Genomic DNA, 21957 nt, shown 5'->3' with positions numbered 1-21957 from the left:
TTTTTTGTGGGCTGGAACGTAAACAACCGGTATCCGTGTCTTTTTCCTTTGTCGCGCATCGCCAATGGGCACGCTCCTTGACCGGCTGGCCCGCTCTGACGACGGCCCTGCTCTTAATTGCTTTGTTCTCGCACCTTGGCTATTTACCGCTGGATACCCGCTCCGACGAACCTCGCCGGGCCCTGGTAGCGCTCGAGATGATGTTGTCGGGCGATTACGTTACCCCAACGCTAAACGGTGAGCGTTATTTTAACAAACCTCCGCTCTATAACTGGATCATTATAGCATCGTACCGGCTGTTTGGCAATTACTCCTCGTTTGCGTTGCGGTTTCCGATGGCGATTTCGCTGCTGCTGTTTGGGCTGACCATCTTTGGGGTAGTTCGGCGTTATATGCCGGTGCCGCGTGAACGGGCATTTCTGGTGGCGTTCGTGGCGGCTATGATGGTGCTCACCAATGGTCGGGTTCTGCTGTATGATACGTTGCTCGGGCTGATTGACATTACGTTTTCCTGGCTAACGTATTCGGCCATGATGCTGGTCTTTCACTTCGACCGGCGCCGGAATTACTGGGCGCTTTTCCTGACTACGTATTGCCTGACCGCGCTTGGGTTTCTGATGAAGGGCCTGCCGTCGGTAGTGTTTCAGGGTTTGACGCTGACCAGTTGGTTTCTTTATACACGCCAGTTCCGGCGGTTAGGACACCCAGCCCATTTTGCGGGAATAGGTTTGTTTCTGCTCCTTACGGGCAGTTATTACGTGGCTTACTTCACCCGCAATCATATTCCATTTACCGACGTTGCGGCTGTGCTGTTCGATGAAAGCGCAAAACGCACAGTCGTCAAATTCGGCATCGTTGAGACGCTGCTGCACCTGCTGACGTTTCCGTTTGAGTTCCTCTACCATTTCGCCCCGTACACGCTATTGCTGGTTCTGCTTTTTCGGAAGGGATTAGTCAGAACGCTACGCGCCGAACCATTTGTAGCGTTCAATGCGCTTGTATTTATTGTGAATGTGCTGATCTACTGGTCGTCTCCGCAGGTCTATGCCCGTTACCTGATTGGGTTATTAGCGCCCCTGTTTACGTTGCTGGCTTATCTGTATTACGAGCAGACGAATAAAAATGATCGTGCGCGTTGGTGGGTAGAGCAGATCTGGCTGGGCATGGCTCTGATTGTAACGGTAGGGTGTTGGGTGGCGCTATGGCTTCCTCAGACGCGTCCAATTACCGGCCTCGTCTGGAAAACCGCGTTAACCTTTACGTTGCTCAGCTTCAATACGTACTGGCTGTGGCGGGCAGTAGACAACCGGCTCGGACGAATGTTGCTGGTGATGGTATCGGTGCGTATTGGCATGAACCTGCTGGTGTTGCCCGGTCGATTGGCATCGCGCGAATACTACAAAGCCGAATCCGAACGCATAGCCCGTCGATCACTGGGGAAACCGCTGTATGCATATCGGCAGACAGTTGGCAGTACAGGCGCAACGGATGTCAACTCCTTTCATATTGCCGCTCTGCGCAACGAGATTTTACGTAAAACAGATCAGAAGAGGCCGGATGCCTATTATATCGCCGACTCCCTGGATCTGGCTGGGCAACGATACGTTGTGATTGATACGCTTCGCCTGTTCGACCGGCATCCTGCATCCCTGGTTCGCTTTCCCTAATCGGTAATTTTCAAAAGACTTACCCGTTAATCGGTCGGATAACGAGTTGCTTAACCCAGTTCATTCAAACTGGCTTCTGTCTGTCGCAGGCGATGTTGCTAGCAGCGTTTGGACGGCAGGGCCCGGCAATAGCGTTCCGGCCCGGACCTGCGCTTCCAGGATGGTAAGCCGCTCACGCATTCCCGGCTGATTATAGAATTGCCCTTCCAGCCGTTGCCGCAGCAGAGATCGAAACCAGGTCAATTGCTGCTCCTGCCGTCGCTGTAGACGATGGCCATTCTGCATAGTTAGCTGCTGATGCTGCTGAAGGATTTGCCACAGGTCGGCTACACCCTCACCGGTCAGCGCCGACCCGGTCAGCACGGGCGGAAACCAGCCACTGCCCGTTGGCGGAAACAAGTGCAGCGCATTCTGATACTCGACACGCGCGCGGCTGGCGGCTGCCCGATTGTCGCCGTCAGCTTTCGTAATTAGTAAGGCGTCGGCCAGTTCCATAATGCCGCGTTTCATACCCTGTAACTCATCGCCGGCCCCGGCCAGCATCAGCAGCAGGAAGAAATCGACCATCCCGTGAACGACCGTTTCGGACTGACCTACGCCTACCGTTTCAATCAAGATTACGTCGAAACCGGCGGCCTCGCAGAGCAGCATGGTCTCGCGCGTGCGGTGCCCTACGCCCCCCAGCGAATCGCCCGCCGGTGACGGACGGATATAAGCGTTTAGGTTCATAGAGAGCGTTTCCATACGGGTTTTGTCGCCCAGCAGGCTGCCGCCCGAACGCTGGCTGGTGGGATCGACGGCCAGCACCGCCAACTGATGTCCCAGTCCTGTCAGGTAAGTGCCAAAGGCTTCAATGAAGGTGCTTTTGCCCACGCCCGGTACGCCCGTAATACCAATCCGAATACTTTTTCCGGTTTTCGGCAGCACCTGTTCCAGCACCTGCTGCGCGAGCTGCTGATCGTCGGCCCGTGTGCTTTCAACGAGGGTAATGGCCCTGCTCAACGTAAGTCGGTCGCCAGTCAGAATACCGTTGGCGTAATGGTCGGGCGGAAATCGGTGGCGCATGGTTCACAAAATACGGTCAATTCGGGCAAAAAACGGTGCTAATACGGTCGTACGTTTCAACAACCACCGCATCTGCATCCCAGTTTTTACGGCCATTCGTCAGTTCTGATGGTTTTTTAGGCCGGGATGTCCGCGACGTGCTGAGGTTTACGTAACTCATTAACTTAATGCTCCAGTTGTTGAATCCGACAACTAAGGGCAGCAATGAATCCATTTTGGCCGTTCGAGTATTTGTTTGCCAAAAGAAGTATTTCCTGGTATCAAATTTAAGCCATTGCTTTGTTGGACAATCGTAGCGCCATGAATACTCCTCTGACAGCCGCCTATTCACCTGCGGCATTCCGGCAACAGGCCCATGCCTTAGTTGACCTGTTGGCCGATCATCTGGAACGAGCCCAGTCTGGCACGAACCCCGTTCTAGACTACACTGAACCCGACGAGCAACTGGCCTATTGGCAGACGGATTTCGAGAAACCTGTCAACGCTGATCCGCTGCCGTTGCTGACCGATATGATTCAGCGCTCGATTCATCTGCATAACCCCCGGTTCATGGGCCACCAGGTTGCGCCCCCGCTGCCCCTGACCGCTCTGACGGGTTTGCTGACAGGTCTGCTTAATCAGGGTATGGCCGTGTATGAAATGGGAATGACGGCCAACGCGCTTGAACGGATCGTAACGCAATGGCTAGCGACTAAGCTCGGTCTGGGGTCCGACGCGGGCGGATTGCTGACGTCGGGTGGTACATTGGCGAACCTGACAGCGCTCCTGACGGCGCGGGCTATATTTGCCCCGACGGACGTATGGGAACATGGAACAACGGACCGTCTGGCCATCCTGGTTTCGGAGGAAGCGCATTACTGCGTAGACCGGGCCGCCCGGATTATGGGACTCGGTACCGATGGCATTATCAAAATTCCCACCAACGAGCGGTTCCAGATGCAGACTGACCTGCTTGAGACCTATCTGGAACGGGCTAAAACGCAGGGCCTGACGGTATTTGCGGTTGTTGGCAGTGCCTGCTCAACGTCAACTGGCTCCTACGACGACCTGTCTGCCATTGCTGATTTTTGCGAACAACATAAGCTGTGGTTCCATGCTGATGGTGCGCACGGGGGCGCTGCGGTTTTGTCGGATACCTACCGACCACTCGTACAGGGCATTGAACGGGCCGATTCAGTTGTGGTGGATTTTCACAAAATGATGATGGTTCCGGCCCTGGTGACGGCCGTGCTGTATCGACGCGATGCCGATTCGTTCCGAACGTTCCAGCAGAAGGCGCAGTACCTTTGGGCCGATGCCGACGCGAAAGACTGGTTCAACTCCGGCAAGCGGGCGTTTGAATGCACCAAACTAATGATGAGCGCAAAGGTCTATACCGTGCTACGAACCTACGGCGAAGCGATTTTCACGGAGAACGTAGAAACGCTTTATGATCTGGCGCGTTGGTTTGCTCAGGCCGTTAGCAGTCGACCTAGTTTTACGCTGGCTGTTGCGCCCGAGAGCAACATCGTCTGTTTCCGGTATATAGGCGACGGTAGTCAGTCCAATCAACTCGACGCAATTAATACGCAGATTCGCAGGCAACTTCTGAAAGACGGTCAGTTTTTCATTGTGCAGACCAGCCTGCGCGGGCAGGTGTATCTGCGCGTATCGCTGATGAACCCGCTTACGACGACCGAACACCTAACGGCATTGGTGAATGAAATCGAACGGATAGGCGCTGATTTGACCAATCTCTCTAATTCGGATAGTGCAACGTATTCAGCTTAACGGCTAACAAACTGAAATCTATGGCTTCGCCGGTTCCTGTTTATAAACTCCAGTCATTTCCACGGCATGAGCCGAATGCGCTCTTTTACATGACTAAGCTGGAAAAGCTGGTACAGGAATTCAAAGGGATTGACAAGCCTCATTCGCATACGTTCTACCTGCTGATGTGGATCTATCAGGGCAGTGGTACGCATACAATCGACTTCCGGACGTACGACATAGCGGCTCAGCAACTATATTTTCTGACACCGGGACAGGTTCATAGCTGGCACTTATCAACCGACATTCAGGGGTTCAATCTGTTTTTCGACGCGAATTTCTTTCGCAGTCGGTTTGCCGGGCGGTTGCACCAGTATCCGTTTTTTCACTCCCATCAGCATCAGCCCCTGCTGGAAGTTACCGATCAGCACGAGCTATTTCATGACTTGTTTCGGTATGCCTATGCTGAATATGAACATTCACAGCCAAACCGGGCCGAGGTGTTTCTGTCGTTTGTTCATCTCATGCTGGAAATAGCCAACCGGCTGTATAACCAGCAGCGATCAGGTACTGAACCGCAGCTATATGACCGTATTCGCCAATACGAAGATTTGCTGGAGCAGCAGTTTCTAACGGTTCGCGAGGTAAGCGCCTATGCCGACCAGATGAATCTGACACCAAATTACCTGAACCATGTCTGTAAGAAAGTTCTTGGCAAAACGGCGAGTCAGTTGTGGCACGAACGGGTCATTATTGAAGCGCAGCGATTATTGACCCATACCGCGCAGTCGGTCAAAGAAATTGGCTTTCAACTAGGTTTCGATGACCCTTCCTACTTTGTCCGATTCTTTAAGAAAAACACCCGGCAAACCCCCGCCGAATTTCGGCAAGGCTTGCTACTCAATCGTTGATTTGTGCCATAGGTCGCCTGTTTTGTCTTTCTACGACAAGATGGCTATAAGTACCTTTGTTACGTGGATTTGACTTATTCATCAGGAATTAAGTAAATCCATTCGTTACAAAACTGTTTTGGAGATATGTTAGCCAATAGTCGATTATACAGCGTTTTGTTCAATAAATGCCCCCGTTGTCATCAGGGCGATTTCTTTGTTAAAAACAGTGCGTTTAGCCGGCATTTCGACCGGATGCATGAACACTGCCCGCATTGTGATGAAAACTTTATGCCCGAACCGGGTTTTTACTGGGCTTCCATGTTCGTGAGCTATGCCTTCTACACCATCTATACGCTCATTACGTTCGGGATTGTGGTTGTATGGCTGGGCGTTGATCTGGACTACTATCTCATGGGCCTCATTCCTACGCTGGTGCTCCTGACGCCGTTTTTCTTCAGGATGGCGCGCCGGACGTGGCTGACAATATTTATTAAGCCCCTGCCACAGCAACGCATCTAAATCCTTCAGTGGTTCAGGCCAGGTCCTCGGGGGTAGTTATTTTGATATTCTCGTAGGACCCTTCAATAAGCGTGATGGGAAAACCTGCATGCTCCAGCACACTGGCGCAGTCGGTGAAAAAAGATTGTTCCTCGACCTGAAACGCCTGATGAAACCAATCCAGGCGAAACGTCTGGGGCGTCTGCACCAGGCGGTATTGGCTTCGGTCAACGGCCTGACTCACGCCATTAGGGCCAACGACCCGTACCGAATCCTTCACCGGCACACAGGTTACGGCCGAACCCACACGAGCGGCCGTTTCATAACTGTTCTGGATAATTTCGGCTGAAATAAAGGGTCGGACACCATCGTGAACCGCCACCAGGCCGGGCTGATCAGGCGTGCCGACCGCTTCGTTATCAAGCGCCAGAATGGCGTTCAGACCGTTCCGCACCGATTGAAAGCGCGTAGCTCCGCCGTTGACAGTCTGGATGGATGGCTGGTGAAAATTATGCCCCTCGCACAGTGCTGACCAGGTTTGCAGGTCGCGGGCGGGCAGCACCAGAATAATCTGAAGGGCGGGCGTAACGGCCAGAAACTGTTCGAGCGTATGCTGAAGAATAGGTTTTCCTCGGAGTAGCAGAAACTGTTTGGGTACGTCAGACTTCATCCGACTGCCGCTGCCCCCGGCTACAATAATGGCAAAACGTTTGTCGGTTTGACTGGTTGTCGCGTTGGCTAATTCATCCATAACCGCAAACAAACAATCAAACCGACAAACAATCAAACGATAAAATCAGGAAGGCCGAAGCCACGTCGTTACAGAATCAGCATCGCGTCGCCATAACTGAAGAAGCGATATTTTTCCTTGATGGCTGTCTGATAAGCTTCTTTAATCAGCTCATGCCCGCCGAATGCGCTCGTCATCATGATCAGGATCGATTCGGGCAGGTGCAGACTCGTCAGCAGTGAGTTGGCTATCTTGAAATCGTAGGGCGGGAAGATGAACTTATCCGTCCAGCCTTCTACCGGCTTAAGCCGGCTGTTGGCCGATACCGACGATTCAATCGCTTTGAGCGAGGTCGTGCCAACGGCGCAAACGCGCTTGCCAGCATCCAGAGCCGTATTGACAATCTGCGCAGCGTCTTCGGTAATCTTGTAATTTTCGGAATCCGTCTTGTGCTTGGTGAGGTCTTCGACGTCTACCTGCCGGAAGGTACCCAGACCAACATGGAGGGTAATGGGCGCGAAGTGAACGCCTTTAATTTCCATGCGCTTCATCATAGCGCGGGTAAAATGCAGGCCTGCCGTAGGAGCAGCTACCGCGCCAACGTGCTCGGCAAAAACGGTCTGATACAGATCCCGGTCGGCCGTTTCGGCTTCGCGCTGAATTTCACGGGGCAGGGGTGTTTCGCCCAGTTCATCAACTGCCTTCATAAACTCTTCGTGGTTGCCATCGAAGAGAAAGCGGATCGTCCGGCCGCGGGAGGTAGTATTATCAATTACTTCGGCTACCAGATCGCTGTCGCCGAAATACAACTTGTTACCAACCCGAATTTTACGGGCGGGGTCAACCAGTACGTCCCACAGTTTCATTTCGCGATTCAGTTCGCGCAGCAGGAAAACTTCAATTTTGGCACCCGTTTTTTCTTTATTACCGTAAAGCCGGGCTGGAAACACTTTCGTGTTGTTGATGACCATTACATCGCCATCGTCGAAGTAGCTCAGTATATCCGAAAACCTCTTGTGTTCAATGGATTTGGTTTTCCGGTCGACGACCATTAACCGCGATTCACCCCGCTCGACTGGGTATTTAGCGATGAGACTTTCGGGTAAATCAAATTTGAATTCGGATAACTTCATAGCTTATCAGCACGAAAAAGAACGTCGCGATTTTGTAAAGGCCGCAAATATAGTTAAAAACCCGGAAAATTTGACATGTTCCGGGTTTAATTCTTGCAAATATGAAAGAAATGAGTTATTGGCCAGTTGGCAGGGAATCAAGTGGCTTCACCGCGCCATCAGTATTGACCTGGGCACGGTCAGCAACGTGAAACTTAGCCATCAGCTCGGGTGACACTTCGTTTGCATAAGTTCCCTGAGCGGATACAAACACGCCTTTCATGCCATTAGAGGCCGTAATAGCATACAACGTCATTTCGTCGCCGGGGTCGGAAGTGCCCTCAAAGCGATGAAACTCATCGACGTTAAAGTCTTCACTTTTGAGTTTCGTGTCCGTTGATTTTTCGACCAGCGCATCATTCTGCGGGCCAAATTCATGCGTGTAGCCGCGTCCCCGAAGGTCTTCCATGGCTTCGGTTAGGGTGGTGAAATGTTTCATGACGTCGTACGGGTAAACAAGGTTGTAGCATAGAAACTCAGCCCGTCAAAAATAGTTTTCCAGCCTAAAGCGGACCCGCCTGTAAAATTTTAAACAAAGCCGTTCACAGACCTATTACGTTCTCTATCCGGACAAGCGTCCCGGATATAAGCTATATTAAACTCAACTGGTTACGAATGAAAAACTCATTGGCTCTAAGCGCATTGGTCCTGATAGCCTGCTGGCTAACTGCCTGTGAAGACCACCGCAATAGCCCGAACGCGCCCTTCCCCGAGCGCATTAACTTTGTAGCCGAGCGGCAGTATCCCGAGGGGATCGCCTACTCATCGCTATTAGGAAAGTTCGTCATTACGTCTATCACACAGGGCAAGATTGGAACGGTCGATACCGACGGCCGGTATGCCGATCTGCTGAGTGCGCCCGAGCTGATTAGCGGCATCGGCGTGAAAGTAGCCGGCGAGCGGCTTTTTGTCTGCGTGGGTGATCAGGGCGTTTCGGTTAAGAGTACGCCACAAACGGCGTTTAAAACGGCTGAACTGCTGGTGTTTAACCTGAATACGCGTCAGTTGGAACGTCGGGTAGAAATGGACAACCTGCTGCCCGATGCCCGTCATTTTGCCAATGACCTCGCTCTGTCGCCGGATGGGACCATTTACGTTACGGACTCGTTTTCGCCGGTTATCTACAAAATTATGCCCGATGGACAAGCCAGTATTCTGGTGAATGATCCCCGTTTTGCGAGCGCTACGTTTGGCCTGAACGGGATTGTGTATCACCCCAACGGTTATCTGATTGTTGCGCAGACAGGAGCGGGCAAACTGTATAAGGTGGATCTGAAAAACGGAAACGCAATCTCGGAAGTCGGCGGCATTGCCAGTCTGCCCGGTGATGGGCTGACGCTGCTCAACAATGATCTTTACGTGGTGACGGGTCAGGGCAGCCGCGTGGCGCAGGTACGGAGTGCCGACAATTGGCAAACGGCTTCGGTAGTGAAGACCGATGAAAACGGGTACTTCCAGGCAACCACTAACGTCGCCGTGAACAATCAGATTTATACGCTCAATGCCCGAATTAGAGAAATCAGTGCGGCCATGGGAAACACCGCTCTGCTGCAGTCGCGGGATTACAGCATTCAGCGCTTCCGGTAACGCGCACAGGTTATAACACTGAACGTTTTCTACCAGAATCGGCCCCGTTTATCAGAGCTTTTTTGATAAACGGGGCCGATTCTGGTAGTACAAGCTCCCGAAGGTTTATCGAACTGAATTTGTACTGGTTTGGACCGACGTAACGTTCAGGTTTTTCTGCAGGGCTTCCAGCGCAGCGGTCAGATAAACGAGCGGGGCGTTCCAGTTAATAGCGATTTCATTGGACGCGTAGGAACAGTCGGCATCCAGATACACCTCATCAGCAACAGTGGTCATGTAGCCCGGACATTTGTCCTGCCGGGCGGCATTGGCGTTGGTTCCGCCGGAGAGTAGTCCCGGTACCGGAGCCTCAATACCATCGGCAATGGATGGACGGTGGTGCGGATGCATAGGTGTTTTGTCGCCAAAGCCCGTCACGAACGAATAGCCAACGGCATTACGGCCCAGCAGATAATCGAGGTTGCTCAGCGCGTAGCGGAGATATTGATTGCGGTTCGGAGAATCCGTCAGCCGATACGCCTGAATAAGCGCAATGCCCTGATTGGCGGCTTCGGCGCTGCTTCCCCAGATAAAATCCTTTGCCGACTTGCCCATTACGGTCTGAAACGCCTGTTGATTAGCTCCGGCAATCAGCGAATCGGCCAGGCTGGTCAGGTGCTGTTTTACCTTCGGCAGATCATTTTTGCCAACGGCCGTCAGGTTGTTGCCCGAACGTGCCAGCGTGTAGTAAGCGAGCGACCGGACCTGCGGCCAGGAGGGAAGGGGCGTCCGACTGTCCGGGAAGAAGTTAACGGCCTTGTAATAAGCGTCGTCCTTCGTAGTTACGTATAACTCGGCAGCGGCCCATAGCCACTCATCGCTGGCGTCGCGATCTTCGTAGCCGCCGGTCGTTACGTCCGGATCGAAGCGGGTGTTCATAGCCTGCTGGCTATAGGCCATCGTCGGGTTTGCTTTCGCCCAGGTCCAGGCTTTGACGGCCGCCGACAAACAGGAGTCGGCCAGGCCGGGGAGTTCGCGGGTATACGGCTTCAGAACGCGATTTGCCTGCGCCATCACGGCCGCAAAGTCGAGCGTAGCGGTAATACTCTTGGCGATTACGTAACGGTCTTTAATCGCTTTGTCGGGCATAATCATGCCGTCGAAGCTGGGGTTGGTCAGCTTGTGGTACACTCCCCCATCGGCCGGGTCCTGCATGGTCAACATCCAGCGCAGATTCCAGAGTGCTTCGTCGAGCACGTCGGGGATTTTGTTGCCGCTTTCGGGAATGTTGGTGTTTAACTTGTTCGCGTAATCCGGGAAGTCTTCGCAAAGCGAAAGTAGTGTCCCCATCGTAATGCCGGAGTTGACAATATACTTGTTATAATCGCCGGCATCATACCAGCCCCGGGGTGAGGAAATGACCGTTCCGGCCGGACGACCGGGCGAAGCCGCCGACGGATGAATCAGCACGCGCGTGTCGGGGTGACCCGCCGGTCGTGCCCACTGTCCGGCATATTTCGCGGGCAGATCGATACCAGTTCGTTGGTAGTAAAACCCTTTGATGGCTCCAATTGCTAGCGCACGGTGAACGTCCGGGCGAATGTCGAACGGGTAGGAGTGACCGACGCCCGGAATGACAACGACGTAGCTGCCTATTTTTGTGAAGGCTGAAAAATCGGCGGTGCGTGTCGTTTTTCCGGAGATGCCGTTCTGCCGGGGGGCACTCAGAATGCCGGTAAAAACGACTTTTTTTCCATCCGGGGTGGTGAGCTGAAACGGCCCCTGTGCATCACCAACTACCACGGCGATCTTATCCGCATTCGGGTAGTACCCAAGTTGATTGAGCCGGATGGTTTCAGACAAGGATTGACCAGACACCCGTAGGCCGCTTATAAACGACAACAGCATGGTGAACCCGATGGGCAGACGGTAAAAGAAAGAAAGCATATGAAAAGCTGGATAAACGAAACCGATGAAGGCTTTCTGAGTAAAAGCCTTCATCGGTTTATAAGCTGATTAGTAATTACTTAACGACTTTCATCGTGCCCTGCATGACGTAGAAATGTCCGGGGACCGAACACTCGTAGGTATAATCACCGGGCTTTTCGGGGGCGATAAAGTAAATAGACTCGTTCGTATTTGGCTGGAGCAGATTCGTGTGGTGCAGCACTTTGTCAGTCTGCGGAATATAGTTTTTCTCCTGTCCTTCCAGGCCTAATTTCATGGCCAGTTCGCCAACCTGAATGGCCGAGCCGGGCATGACAACGACGAAGTTATGCAGCATATCATCTTCGTTGTTGAACACTACCCGAACCTTGCTGCCCGCTTTCACCTGGAACTGCTCCGGTGCGAACTTCAGACCGGGTTTGGTGCCCATATTGATGGTATAATCCGGCTCACCCCAGGATGCGGGCATCTCCGTCACCCGCTTGGTCATCGTCGCAGCTCCTGACTTCGCCGACGTTGAACGCCCAGCTCCGGTTTTAGGCGCGGGCTTGCTGACCATCTTAGCCGCCGATCCCGTAGCCGCCGAGGCCATCATTGCTGAGTGATCGTGCGCGGGCGCTATGCTGGCGATGTTCAGCTTTTCGCCATCGGGCAAGTTGTTCAGGGTGTAATACCCTACGTTGTGGAGCAGCGCCCGACCGTTGGCCGACCGAACGCCGTTCGTCGTGATTTCATGAATATAACCCAGCCGCAGACTGTCCACCACCAAACGGGCTTTCAACCCATCTTTTGAGACGACAATTCCCTGAATGGGGCAACCGGCGCGGTTAATAACCGGGCTGCCGTAAGTAGCGTGATACTTGTAGTTAAAGCCCGTCACTTTATAGGAAGCCGGATCGGCAGCCAGTTCCGCATCGACCGGTTCGGTAAATTCGATCTCAAAACCATCTGGCATAGCGTGGATGGTTTTCATCTCAAACGGCATTTTGCCCGTCCAGACCACCCGCTGCAGACTGAACAGTTCCTTACCCGTTGACGACCAGCCCCGGCTTGTCATACCCACAAACATCGACGCATCGTGCCCCCAGACCAGACGTAATACCCCCGACGAGAAGCCTTCCCGGAACGGGAACACAACCCCCTGGTATTCGCCTTTCACCTTCTCGAAGTCAACCCGAGAAAGAATACTTTGGCCCTGATCGCCCACAAATAACTGGTTATCGAAGGGTCCGAATTTACCTTTTGTGTTGTCGAGCAGTAAACCCGATGTCGATATGCCCAGAATCCCGTGGGGAAGCCAGACGGCGGGAGCTTTCAGGGCCGGAACCCGCTTGGCTACGTCATACAGCGGCTCGCCGGTATTAGGAACTTCCTGCTGCTTCAAGGTCAGGGGCGAACCTGGCAGGCCCGTCCACCGCAAGCTTTCGGCATTACCCAGGAAATCGCCTTTTTCGACCTGCGAGATACGGCCCGAGCCTACCCAGTCGCCCTGGTTTTCGGTGTAAAAGAAATCGCCGGCAGCGTTCATACCGTAGCCCGCCGGTGAGCGCATACCAGCCGCAAACGGCATCATCTTGCCGTCGGGCGTAATCTCCAGCGTCCAGCCGCGCCAGGGAACCAGACTAACGCCATGCCCCAGACTATTGCTCCACCCTACGTTCAGCGTAACGAGCATGTTACCGTTTGGCAGAAACGTAGGCCCGTAGGAGTACTCGTGGTAGTTGCCTGACAGCGGCCACGAATAAACTTTGTCGTAGGAATCGGCGCGGCCGTCGCCATCCTTATCGCGCAGACGGGTAACTTCACTGCGCTGGGTTACGTAAATATCCCCGTCTTTATACGCCAGACCCAGCGGCTCGTGCAGCCCATAGGCAAACCGCTTATACGTTGGTCGCTCCGAGCCGCTGATATACGGGTTGGACACGGTCCAGACTTCGCCCCGGCGCGTACAAACGGCCAGACTGCCATCCGGTAGGGTTGTCATGCCACCGACTTCCAGAATGATGTCTTCCGGCACCGGCAGTGAGATCAGCTTATAAAAGTCGTCTTCTTTTTCAGGATCGGCTTCAACTTTCGCGAGCCCTTTGGGCGTCGGAGCCGGCTGCTTGCTACTCGAACTAACCGGCTGACCCGTCTTGGATTGAATCTGAGCCTGGACGGTCAACGAAACCAGGCAGGTGAAGCCGGCCGTTAGCAAGCCCGCTTTCGCCAGATTTTTCAAACTATGTTGGTATGCTTTCATAATCAGATTTTTCAGGAGTGGGCTTTACCAGACAATCGAATACGTTACGGTACCGCTGTTATTCGTGGCTTTAACGGGCAGCAACAGTTCTTTGGTGTTCTGAGCCGTGCTGCGGATAACCGGTTTCTGTTTATCTGGCAACTCAATAAAATACTGCTTGTCGTTGATGGCGTAGAGGCCATTCGGCAGTTCGGTGATGTCACGCCCTTCGGCTACCCGGCACCAAAGCGGCTGATCGCCGGTTACCGTGAACGTGTGTGACAGTTTCCGGCCGTCGTCGGTCGAAGCAAGGGATTCCTGCACATTGACCGCGCCCAGCTTGTATTTGAATACCGGCCGGCCCGCTTTATCAATATCATAGCCCAGGTTGTTATACGTAACATTGGAATCCGGCCAGGCTGCGTTCTGATCGGCGAGGAGCGCCAGCGAGGGCTTGCCCGAAAGCTCAATCACGCTGCCCATTGGAACACCCAGCTGGGTTTCGCCCCGTCCGTACCACATCGGCGTCGTTTCCAGGAAATCGCCCCGCCAGATTTGCAGGAACTCGCCTTTTTGAAGATCAACCGTGTAATTCACCAGATCCGGTTCGCCTACCGAGATGGTATGCGTATGCTTAACGCCGTGGTGGTTGATGAAGCCACGCTGCATGACGGGTTCATTGCGGGCCATAACCGAGATTTCCCCAACCGGGTCTTCGGCTCGGATAACCTGGTTGAGGGTTGTGTACTGAACGCCCGGCCCTTCAATCCCAAGCAGAATGTCGTTGCTGCGGGCGTACCAGAGTCCAAAGTTTTTATAATAAGCCAGCGTAATGGGGTGGTCGCCGGCTTCCAGATTGACCAGCGCTGAGGCCATACCGCCGTCTTTGCCACTAATGCTTAGGATGGGTTTGTTGGCGATACTCAGTTCGCCGGCTCCGTTGGGATTGGCGGGATTTGTTTCGGCTGGAATCCAGCGCAGGTTCAGATTAAGCAGGTACTGGCCCGAACGGGGGATGTGAATCGTACCCGTAATCCGGCCGCCGAATTTGTCCCGGCTACCGGGAGCCTGATGCGCTAGCACGCTGATGTCCATTTCCCGTTTGGGAGTCAGTGCGTTGAAGTCGGCGACCGAGGCAAACTTACCTTCGTAGGCGTTCAGCTTGAGATTGGTTAGCGTAACGGGTTCAATCCCGTAGGCTTTATAGCGAATATTCCGGAAAGCAACCGGGCCATGATCGCCCTGAATCACGAGCGGTCCCGTCGGTTTTTCATCCGGGAGGGCGGGGCCACGGGTTGGGCCGGTCACTTCAATGTTTTCGTGGATGGTTACGCCGTTCTGAATGACCTTCAAAAAGCGGGCGTTAGCAATTTTCTCGCCTTTTTCGTTGAACCGGGGGGCCCGGAACACAATTTTGTAGTGCTGCCACAGACCCGGTGCCTTGCTGACGTTCTGGGTGGGCGGGTGCCCCTGATAGCCTTTCTGACCTTCCGGACGGCTCTCGTCCCAGCGTTCATAAATGGCTCCGCAATCATGAGCGCCCGGCGTTTTTACGCCCCAGCTATCCAGGAGTTGAAGTTCATAGCGCCCCTGCAGGTAAATCCCCGAATTCGACCCTTTGTCCATCATGAAATCCAGCTCCAGTTCAATGTCGCCGTGTTCCATTTTGGTGAAAAGCTGGTCTTTACTTTTGCCGGAGGGGTCATTCACTAGAATACCGGTTCCGGCTTTTGTGCTTCCTTTTCCGGTTTTGTTAAAGTCATAAAACACGTCGCCGACAATCTTCCAGTTGCTACCGGTTGGCCGGAAGTCATTCATGTTCTGGAGATTAATCGCTGTAGATGGTAGCTCATTGGGTTGCGCTGCTGCGGTAAGCATAGGCAGACAAAGACCCAGAAGAAAACAACTAAAATAGCGGTGCATGAAAATTGAGAGAAATAGTAAGAACGCGTAGAGCGGTTAAAATTAAGTTGCCTGTCGGCAAACAAGATAAGCTTGCTGACAGGCAACTGTAAATTTACGATATGTTTTACGACAAAAGGATGATTAAGGCCAATTAATCCGGCAGCACCTTAACCATAATGTCTTTGAAATACACTTTGCTCTTGGGATCGTGACCCTGCAGGGCCAGGGTGCCGCTGCTGAGTTTTTTGCGGGCAGCGCCATTGCTGATGCTGTCGGGCTCGGTGTAGTTGTTAATGACTTTGTCGTTTACTTTGATGATCACGTTTTTGCCATTGACAATGATGTGTTCCGTATACCACTCATTGTCTTTCACGAACACTTCCTTTACGTCCTGCAGGGCATAAACGCTGCCAGTTTTACGCCAGTCGGTATGGGACTGGTTGACCTGAATTTCATAGCCTTTGCTGGGCCATCCCTTAGGCTGATATTCCGTGTGAATGAACATGCCGGAGTTGGAGCCGGGCATGGTTTTCACCTGAGCTTTCCACTCAAAATTTTTGAAATTGTGGTTGCCAACCGGTCCTTCGTAGAACAGATGTGCCCGTGGTCCGGCGACTACAATCGCGCCATCTTCAATTGTGAATGTGCTTGGGCTTTCTTCGGTTACTTTCCAGCCGTTAAACGTCTTGCCATCGAAGATGCTGACCCAGCCATTGGCTTGCCGACCGGGTGTAAAGGCCAGCCCGGCAACGAACAGCAGGGCGGCTGACAGAAACAATAAGGGTTTGCGCATGGGTATATAAACTGCTTTCTATCAAGAGCAGTTTACCGCCGTTTTTTACTCAATCGGGTGAGCAGATCCGCGGTTTTGAGCTGGGTAAGCCGCTTATTGTTTATAGACTTTCCCGTCTTTCATGACGAACCGTACGGTTTGCAGGGTTTTGATGTTCTGGATCGGACAGTCATCAACGGCAATGATGTCGGCCAGCTTACCCGCTTCGATGGAACCAATCTGCGTGTCCATGCCCAGAAGCCTGGCGTTAGTCATCAGAGCCGATTTCAACGCTTCGACTGGTGGCATACCCGCTTCAACCATGTATTCGAACTCCTTGGCGTTATAGCCATGCAGATAAACGCCGGCATCGGTACCAAAGGCAATGTTTACGCCGGCCTTATAAGCCTTCCCGAAGGTGGCCTGAATCTTGGGGCCAATTGCCAGTGCCTTGGGGCGAACCAGCGCGGGGTAATAGCCGAACATACGAGCGGAGTCGGCAACGGTTTTACCGGCAATGATAGTCGGCACAAAGTAAGTGCCGTGTTTCTTGAACAGCGCAATGGCTTCGTCGTCCATATACGTACCGTGTTCAATAGTTTGGACACCTGCCCGAATGGCCCGCTTCATGCCCTCTGCCCCGTGGGCGTGAGCCGCTACCGGAAAGCCGTAATCTTTGGCGGCATCCACCACAGCTTTGACTTCTTCTTCCGTGAACTGCGGACCGGAGCCATCTTTAGCATTGCTCAGAACGCCACCCGTCGCTGTAATCTTGATCAGGTCCGCGCCTTCCTTGTACCGCTGCCGAACGGCTTTGCGGGCATCTTCAGGACTGTTAATGACGCCTTCGGCCGGACCCGGATCGCCCATGAGGTCGCGCCGGTAGCCGTTGGTCGGGTCAGCATGGCCGCCGGTGGTGGCAATACTTTTACCAACGGTCAGAATACGTGGCCCATCGACCAGCCCCTGATTAACCGCGTTACGCAGAGAAACGTTGACACCCGATCCGCCAAGGTCCCGCACGGTCGTAAAACCAGCCAGCAGGGTAGTCCGGGCGTGCTTAGCCGCTTTAAACGCCACATCCGGAACGTTCTGGGTGAACTGATCGACCTGACCACCGCGCCGGGTTTCTGATTCCATATGTACGTGCATGTCGATCAGGCCGGGCAGAACCGTTTTGTTCTTTAAATCAACGATCCGGTCCTGACCATCAGCGGCTGCGTAACCTTTCTGAACGGCCGTAATTTTGTTGCCTTCAACGACTACGGTCATTTGGTGTTGCAGGTCATTGCTCGTCCCGGTGAAGAGGTTGCCGCAATGAATCAGCGTACGCTGTGCCAGGAGCGGTGAGGCCAGTAACGAAAGCCCTGCCAACAGATAGAATTTCTTCATGATGATTAGTTGGTATATAAAAAAGCCGCAGCCTGTTGGCTGCGGCCCTGAAAGTACGAAAACAAGCGCAGGAAGCCTTACAATTTTGTCACCTGAATGACGGCTGTCTGCGGCTCACCAACCGTCGACGCCGTTGGATACGGGTTCACCTCGCGGAGAATGACTTTATACGTTTTGCTGTTCAGCGAAACGTTTGTTGAGTCCAGCCGCTTTGCATACCCTTCCCTGGCATCCGGACCCAGCGCCAGACGTACCGTGCTGGCGTCGTTACCGGCCGAAAGCAGCATATTAACCCATGCCTGCCCGGCCCAGATGCAGGTAGTGCCCGTTGGGCATCGGCTGTCCTGAATGGAATCAACGCGAACGACCACGTCCGAAGCCAACCGCGCCGACTGGTTCAATTTAAGAGATACATAATCGGTCGGAGCGGGTGTGCTGGCCGACTGGCAGGCGAAAAAGAATGCGGTACCGGCAATGAGAAAACCGGCAGTTCGTTTTGCGAATGGTAACATATGATTGCTGTCATTTTTAAAAAGACCGCAACCACTCCCGGACAGTTGGAATCTGGATGCTATTTTTTTACGATTACGCCGTCGGCTACGAATGTGAGCGCTTTTTCGGGCTCTGTAATCTTTTCAATTTCTTCCTTTGACTTGCCGGCGTCCTGTGCATAATGGCGCAGTTCATCAACGGGCGTAACGGAGGTTTCGGCATTGCCCTGAACAACTACGGTCTTGCCGACAATATCTTTCGGAACAAAGAAGCCATAGTCTTTAAAGGTTACGCGCATGGTCTGACCGTCGCCGGTTTTCAGTTTCATCCAGCAGCCTTTTACCTTGCAGACCGACTCAACGGTACCTTCCACTTTGGCAGGCATCTGATCTTTACTGCCCATTTTGGCGGCCAGTTGCGTAGCCGGAATGGCACCCGTCGGCGTAATTTTCTTGCCGTGGTAGCTGATGTTGTCCTGCGCCAGCGCACTAAAAGACAGACCAAGCAGGCAGGCGATAAAGAGTATGTTTTTCATAAATAAGCAGACGTTATCTTTACTCCAAAACTACTTAATTCCTGACATTACTAAAAACCATGATGGTTAGTTCAAAATGCATGGCGCTGCTGAGTATGAGTCTGCTCGGTGTCGTTGCCTGCCAGAAGAATTCCGACACCCCTGCTCGTACTACTTTTTTTGATAGGTCCGGGATGGACACGACGGTTAGTCCCGGCGATGATTTCTTCTCCTATGCTAACGGCGCCTGGGTAAAGAAAACACAGATTCCTGGCGACCAGACGGGCTGGGGATCGTTCTACCAGCTTTATGACGATAATCAGCTCAAGACAAAGGGTATTCTCGAAGAAGCTGCCAGCGCCGAAGCCAAAACCGGCAGCGTAGAGCAGAAAGTCGGTGATTTTTACGCCAGCGGTATGGATACCGTCACGATCGACAAACGTGGTTACGAACCCATAAAAGCCGAACTGGCGAAAATCGCGTCCATCACCGATTATAAAGGCGTTCTGGACTATATCGCGGCCGACGAAACCAACCGGGGTGGCGAATTCATCGGGCTTTACGTCGGAGCCGACGATCGCCAGAGTTCCATCAATCGCATCATCTTCGGGCAGGCCGGACTTTCGTTGCCCGAGAAAGATTACTACACCAAAACCGATGAGCCAACCCGCAAGATTCGGGCGGCTTTTGTGAATTACGTTGCGAAGTTATTTACCCTGGTAGGGGCTGATTCCATTTCGGCCCGGACAAAAGCCACGGCCATTCTGGAATTTGAAACGGCGCTAGCCAAATCGCATAAATCGCCCGCTGACCTGCGTGATCCGGTGGCGAACTACAACAAGTTGGCCGTGGCCGACCTGACCCGCCAGATGCCGAACCTGAACTGGCGGACGCTGCTGAACACGATGGGACTGTCCCGGATTGATACGGTTCTGGTGGGACAGCCTGCTTACTACCAGGCCCTGGACAGGATGTTGCCCACCACGCCCATCGACGTTCTGAAAGATCGGCTGGTCTTTGATCTGCTGGACAACAATGCCAACTTACTGAGCAAGCCATTTGAGCAGGCGAGTTTTGAGTTCAATAACAAAACGCTGTATGGGCAGCCCGAACAGCCCGAACGCTGGAAGCGGATAGCCGGTCGGGTAGATGCGTCGCTGGGCGAAGCGCTGGGGCAGTTGTGGGTCAAAAAATACTTTACGGCCGAAGCCAAAGAGCGAATGCTGACCCTGGTCGATAATCTGCAGAAAGTGTATCGGGCGCGGATTGAAAAACTCGACTGGATGGCACCGGAAACCAAAAAGGTAGCGCTGGTGAAACTAGACAAATTTGTCAAAAAAATCGGCTACCCCGACAAATGGAAAGATTACTCCGATGTAGACGTAAAGCGCGATGATTATTACGGCAACGTTCAGCAGGCGCGTAAACATCATTTCAGGGAAGATTTCGCCAAGATCAATAAACCCGTTGACCGGACTGAGTGGGGCATGACTCCACCGACCGTAAACGCCTACGCCAACCCGACCAACAACGAGATTGTGTTCCCGGCCGGGATTCTGCAGTTTCCGTTCTTCGACAAAGATGCCGACGATGCCATCAATTATGGCGGCATTGGTATGGTGATTGGTCACGAAATGACGCACCTGTTCGACGATTAGGGACGGCAGTACGACGCCAATGGCAACCTCCGCGACTGGTGGACAAAACAGGACGCCGAGCGGTTCAACACCAAGACTCAGGCCGTTGTCAACCAGTACAACAACTACACGGTGCTTGATAATCTGCACCTCAATGGTCGCCTGACGCTGGGCGAGAACCTGGCCGACCTGGGCGGAATTACGCTGGCTTATCAGGCATTTAAGCTGACGAAGCAGGGCCAGAGCACCGATAAAATTGATGGCTTTACGCCAGATCAGCGGTTCTTTCTGGGCTTTGCGCAAGTCTGGCGGATTAAAATCCGCGACGAGGCCGAGCGCGTTGGCGTAGCAACCGATCCGCATTCGCCCGCCAAGTTCCGCGTCAACGGCCCGCTAACCAACTTTGCGCCGTTCTACGCGGCCTTTAACGTAAAGCCGGGTCAGAAGTTATATAAACCCGAAATACAGCAGGCAAGGGTGTGGTAGAACTGCTCCCAGGGCACCGGCCGGTGCCCTGGGGTCTATCAGGTCCAGTACAGCACTGGCGCGTTAGGGAACCGCTTGGCCCATTCGGCAAAGAAAAACGCCTTCATCGCTTTCATCTCCTCCGGCCGGTACACGTACTTGGTGCCGCCAAACTTGTTCCGTTTCTCGGCGCGGGCAGTTTCGTCCATTTCCAGCGACGTGTTCGGATACCACTCCAGCAGTACGTCTTTGGAGCCGGGCGTAAACCGGTGACTGATAAATTCGGCGGTCAGATCACACGGAAAGTCGAGTACAGCCTGAATCCGGTCAAGCAGATCGGTGTAGTGTTCGCGCCAGTCCGGGATGAGCATGATCGGGGCCAGCACGACACCGATGGGATAGCCACCGCCCCCCAATTCGCGCGGCAACGCCATTTGCCGCATCGCCTGCAGACGAGCTTCGATGGAGGCTGTACCACCTTCAAGTCGCCGGGCAACCGATTCGGCGTTGAGGCTGAACCGGGCGCGGGTCTGACCGTTGTGCGGCAGATCGAGCAGGCTGTCTACCTGATTGTATTTAGAGACGAAACGAAGCTGGCCTTTCTCGCGGGTGCCGTAGTAGCGGATGCATTCGGCCAGACTGCCCGTGAGGTGCTCAATGCCCAAGACGTCGGTATAACAACTCACCTCAAACGTAGTCGGGCGGCTGGCATCGGTGCCCTGCCAGCTTCGGTTGGGCGGGTAGGTGCCCTCGTACGTTGCCGTGTGTTCGAGCATCTTCGGCAGATTCGCGTAAGCCCGGACAACCGGCGGACCGGCCAGGCTACCCGCCAGATAACAGTAGTGGCAATGGGCCGGGCAGCCTTCGGCCAGGTTCATCTGCCAGTCGGCTGAAGGGGGAATGGGCTGCAACCGGAAGGCGCTCGGCGGGGCGTTAACTACCGCCAGCGTATTCTTGGCAATTCGGTACGTCTCCCGCTCGTCGGCCCCGCGCAGACCTGTAATGCGGTTATTCCTGGCAATCTCGATGGGCAGGTTAAAGGCAGAAACCCGTTCGTAGATAGCCTGCCCAAATGGCTCCTTAAGCGCATCGGCCGTAAAGACGACACGCTTCGGCATCCATAATTTTGCTGACTTAACGAGTGGCTCCGGTCGGGTGGATAGAGGCTGGAGAGCAACTGGGTGTTCAAGTGTCATAGACGTTGAATAGGCCTGAATATGGCTACAAACTATAGCATAAACAGGCATAGATATAACACGCCAGCCGCGTTTA

At 53.5% G+C, this 21957-nt stretch carries 18 protein-coding genes and 1 pseudogene; 6 read left to right on the top strand and 13 right to left on the bottom strand.

Annotated elements, in window-relative coordinates:
- Positions 1 to 35: 35 nt before the first annotated feature.
- Positions 36 to 1667, top strand: a complete 1632-nt coding sequence (locus tag HNV11_RS17110; protein WP_240163511.1) for an ArnT family glycosyltransferase — start codon at positions 36 to 38, stop codon at positions 1665 to 1667.
- A 60-nt stretch (positions 1668 to 1727) separates the two neighbouring features.
- Here HNV11_RS17110 and meaB read toward each other — a convergent pair whose 3' ends face one another.
- Positions 1728 to 2732: a methylmalonyl Co-A mutase-associated GTPase MeaB gene (meaB, locus tag HNV11_RS17105; protein ID WP_171740817.1), complete on the bottom strand. Its 1005-nt coding sequence runs from the start codon at positions 2730 to 2732 to the stop codon at positions 1728 to 1730.
- A 16-nt stretch (positions 2733 to 2748) separates the two neighbouring features.
- Positions 2749 to 2946 (bottom strand): hypothetical protein, encoded by a 198-nt coding sequence (locus HNV11_RS17100; RefSeq protein ID WP_171740816.1) that lies wholly within the window; start codon positions 2944 to 2946, stop codon positions 2749 to 2751.
- 86 nt (positions 2947 to 3032) lie between these two features.
- Here HNV11_RS17100 and HNV11_RS17095 point away from each other — a divergent pair, with 86 nt between their 5' ends.
- The 3 genes from HNV11_RS17095 to HNV11_RS17085 all read left to right on the top strand — a co-directional run bounded on the left by HNV11_RS17095 (position 3033) and on the right by HNV11_RS17085 (position 5893).
- Positions 3033 to 4502: a pyridoxal phosphate-dependent decarboxylase family protein gene (locus HNV11_RS17095; RefSeq protein ID WP_171740815.1), complete on the top strand. Its 1470-nt coding sequence runs from the start codon at positions 3033 to 3035 to the stop codon at positions 4500 to 4502.
- Positions 4503 to 4522: 20 nt separating this feature from the next.
- Positions 4523 to 5392 (top strand): helix-turn-helix domain-containing protein, encoded by an 870-nt coding sequence (locus HNV11_RS17090; protein ID WP_171740814.1) that lies wholly within the window; start codon positions 4523 to 4525, stop codon positions 5390 to 5392.
- Positions 5393 to 5518: 126 nt separating this feature from the next.
- The gene (locus HNV11_RS17085) at positions 5519 to 5893 is read left to right on the top strand and encodes a DUF983 domain-containing protein (RefSeq protein ID WP_171740813.1); all 375 of its coding nucleotides are present in this window, start codon (positions 5519 to 5521) and stop codon (positions 5891 to 5893) included.
- A 13-nt stretch (positions 5894 to 5906) separates the two neighbouring features.
- Here HNV11_RS17085 and HNV11_RS17080 read toward each other — a convergent pair whose 3' ends face one another.
- From HNV11_RS17080 to HNV11_RS17070, 3 genes are all read right to left on the bottom strand, one after another.
- The gene (locus tag HNV11_RS17080; RefSeq protein ID WP_171740812.1) at positions 5907 to 6623 is read right to left on the bottom strand and encodes a 2-C-methyl-D-erythritol 4-phosphate cytidylyltransferase; all 717 of its coding nucleotides are present in this window, start codon (positions 6621 to 6623) and stop codon (positions 5907 to 5909) included.
- 68 nt (positions 6624 to 6691) lie between these two features.
- Positions 6692 to 7735 carry a tRNA preQ1(34) S-adenosylmethionine ribosyltransferase-isomerase QueA gene (gene queA, locus HNV11_RS17075; RefSeq protein ID WP_171740811.1) on the bottom strand — a complete coding sequence of 348 codons (1044 nt, stop codon included), beginning with the start codon at positions 7733 to 7735 and terminating at the stop codon, positions 6692 to 6694.
- Between the two features lie 115 nt (positions 7736 to 7850).
- Entirely contained in the window at positions 7851 to 8213 is a 363-nt protein-coding gene (locus tag HNV11_RS17070; protein WP_171740810.1) for a hypothetical protein, read from the bottom strand.
- A 176-nt stretch (positions 8214 to 8389) separates the two neighbouring features.
- Here HNV11_RS17070 and HNV11_RS17065 point away from each other — a divergent pair, with 176 nt between their 5' ends.
- Complete coding sequence (locus tag HNV11_RS17065; RefSeq protein ID WP_171740809.1) at positions 8390 to 9361, top strand: SMP-30/gluconolactonase/LRE family protein; 972 nt, start codon at positions 8390 to 8392, stop codon at positions 9359 to 9361.
- A 105-nt stretch (positions 9362 to 9466) separates the two neighbouring features.
- Here HNV11_RS17065 and HNV11_RS17060 read toward each other — a convergent pair whose 3' ends face one another.
- From HNV11_RS17060 to HNV11_RS17030, 7 genes are all read right to left on the bottom strand, one after another.
- Entirely contained in the window at positions 9467 to 11248 is a 1782-nt protein-coding gene (locus tag HNV11_RS17060; protein WP_171742219.1) for a glycoside hydrolase family 9 protein, read from the bottom strand.
- Positions 11249 to 11363: 115 nt separating this feature from the next.
- Complete coding sequence (locus HNV11_RS17055; RefSeq protein WP_171740808.1) at positions 11364 to 13529, bottom strand: plastocyanin/azurin family copper-binding protein; 2166 nt, start codon at positions 13527 to 13529, stop codon at positions 11364 to 11366.
- Between the two features lie 24 nt (positions 13530 to 13553).
- Positions 13554 to 15431, bottom strand: a complete 1878-nt coding sequence (locus tag HNV11_RS17050) for a 3-keto-disaccharide hydrolase (RefSeq protein WP_171740807.1) — start codon at positions 15429 to 15431, stop codon at positions 13554 to 13556.
- Between the two features lie 133 nt (positions 15432 to 15564).
- Positions 15565 to 16206, bottom strand: a complete 642-nt coding sequence (locus HNV11_RS17045) for a 3-keto-disaccharide hydrolase (RefSeq protein ID WP_171740806.1) — start codon at positions 16204 to 16206, stop codon at positions 15565 to 15567.
- A 93-nt stretch (positions 16207 to 16299) separates the two neighbouring features.
- Positions 16300 to 17577: a metal-dependent hydrolase family protein gene (locus tag HNV11_RS17040; RefSeq protein ID WP_171740805.1), complete on the bottom strand. Its 1278-nt coding sequence runs from the start codon at positions 17575 to 17577 to the stop codon at positions 16300 to 16302.
- 77 nt (positions 17578 to 17654) lie between these two features.
- Complete coding sequence (locus HNV11_RS17035; RefSeq protein WP_171740804.1) at positions 17655 to 18089, bottom strand: hypothetical protein; 435 nt, start codon at positions 18087 to 18089, stop codon at positions 17655 to 17657.
- A 59-nt stretch (positions 18090 to 18148) separates the two neighbouring features.
- Entirely contained in the window at positions 18149 to 18604 is a 456-nt protein-coding gene (locus tag HNV11_RS17030) for a DUF4920 domain-containing protein (protein WP_171740803.1), read from the bottom strand.
- A gap of 59 nt (positions 18605 to 18663) precedes the next feature.
- On the opposite strand from HNV11_RS17030, the pseudogene HNV11_RS17025 reads away from it, so the two are divergent.
- Positions 18664 to 20706 (top strand): annotated as a pseudogene (locus tag HNV11_RS17025) (M13 family metallopeptidase).
- 38 nt (positions 20707 to 20744) lie between these two features.
- On the opposite strand, the gene HNV11_RS17020 reads toward HNV11_RS17025, so the two are convergent.
- Complete coding sequence (locus tag HNV11_RS17020) at positions 20745 to 21881, bottom strand: spore photoproduct lyase family protein (RefSeq protein WP_171740802.1); 1137 nt, start codon at positions 21879 to 21881, stop codon at positions 20745 to 20747.
- Positions 21882 to 21957: the final 76 nt, after the last annotated feature.

Origin of the sequence: Spirosoma taeanense, assembly GCF_013127955.1 — a bacterium.
Classification (GTDB): Bacteria; Bacteroidota; Bacteroidia; order Cytophagales; family Spirosomataceae; genus Spirosoma; species Spirosoma taeanense.
The sequence above is the reverse complement of the archived record's forward strand: the minus strand, read 5'-3'. Positions and strand labels throughout refer to the sequence as shown.

Bases quoted from the DNA above. Each gene is read 5' to 3' on its own strand.
- HNV11_RS17060 (WP_171742219.1), bottom strand. From the start codon at position 11,248: ATGCTGTTGTCGTTTATAAGCGGCCTACGGGTGTCTGGTCAATCCTTG.
- queA (WP_171740811.1), bottom strand. From the start codon at position 7,735: ATGAAGTTATCCGAATTCAAATTTGATTTACCCGAAAGTCTCATCGCT.
- HNV11_RS17085 (WP_171740813.1), top strand. From the start codon at position 5,519: ATGTTAGCCAATAGTCGATTATACAGCGTTTTGTTCAATAAATGCCCC.
- meaB (WP_171740817.1), bottom strand. From the start codon at position 2,732: ATGCGCCACCGATTTCCGCCCGACCATTACGCCAACGGTATTCTGACT.
- HNV11_RS17080 (WP_171740812.1), bottom strand. From the start codon at position 6,623: ATGGATGAATTAGCCAACGCGACAACCAGTCAAACCGACAAACGTTTT.
- HNV11_RS17030 (WP_171740803.1), bottom strand. From the start codon at position 18,604: ATGAAAAACATACTCTTTATCGCCTGCCTGCTTGGTCTGTCTTTTAGT.
- HNV11_RS17065 (WP_171740809.1), top strand. From the start codon at position 8,390: ATGAAAAACTCATTGGCTCTAAGCGCATTGGTCCTGATAGCCTGCTGG.
- HNV11_RS17035 (WP_171740804.1), bottom strand. From the start codon at position 18,089: ATGTTACCATTCGCAAAACGAACTGCCGGTTTTCTCATTGCCGGTACC.
- HNV11_RS17045 (WP_171740806.1), bottom strand. From the start codon at position 16,206: ATGCGCAAACCCTTATTGTTTCTGTCAGCCGCCCTGCTGTTCGTTGCC.
- HNV11_RS17090 (WP_171740814.1), top strand. From the start codon at position 4,523: ATGGCTTCGCCGGTTCCTGTTTATAAACTCCAGTCATTTCCACGGCAT.
- HNV11_RS17055 (WP_171740808.1), bottom strand. From the start codon at position 13,529: ATGAAAGCATACCAACATAGTTTGAAAAATCTGGCGAAAGCGGGCTTG.
- HNV11_RS17100 (WP_171740816.1), bottom strand. From the start codon at position 2,946: ATGGATTCATTGCTGCCCTTAGTTGTCGGATTCAACAACTGGAGCATT.
- HNV11_RS17050 (WP_171740807.1), bottom strand. From the start codon at position 15,431: ATGCACCGCTATTTTAGTTGTTTTCTTCTGGGTCTTTGTCTGCCTATG.
- HNV11_RS17020 (WP_171740802.1), bottom strand. From the start codon at position 21,881: ATGACACTTGAACACCCAGTTGCTCTCCAGCCTCTATCCACCCGACCG.
- HNV11_RS17070 (WP_171740810.1), bottom strand. From the start codon at position 8,213: ATGAAACATTTCACCACCCTAACCGAAGCCATGGAAGACCTTCGGGGA.
- HNV11_RS17040 (WP_171740805.1), bottom strand. From the start codon at position 17,577: ATGAAGAAATTCTATCTGTTGGCAGGGCTTTCGTTACTGGCCTCACCG.
- HNV11_RS17095 (WP_171740815.1), top strand. From the start codon at position 3,033: ATGAATACTCCTCTGACAGCCGCCTATTCACCTGCGGCATTCCGGCAA.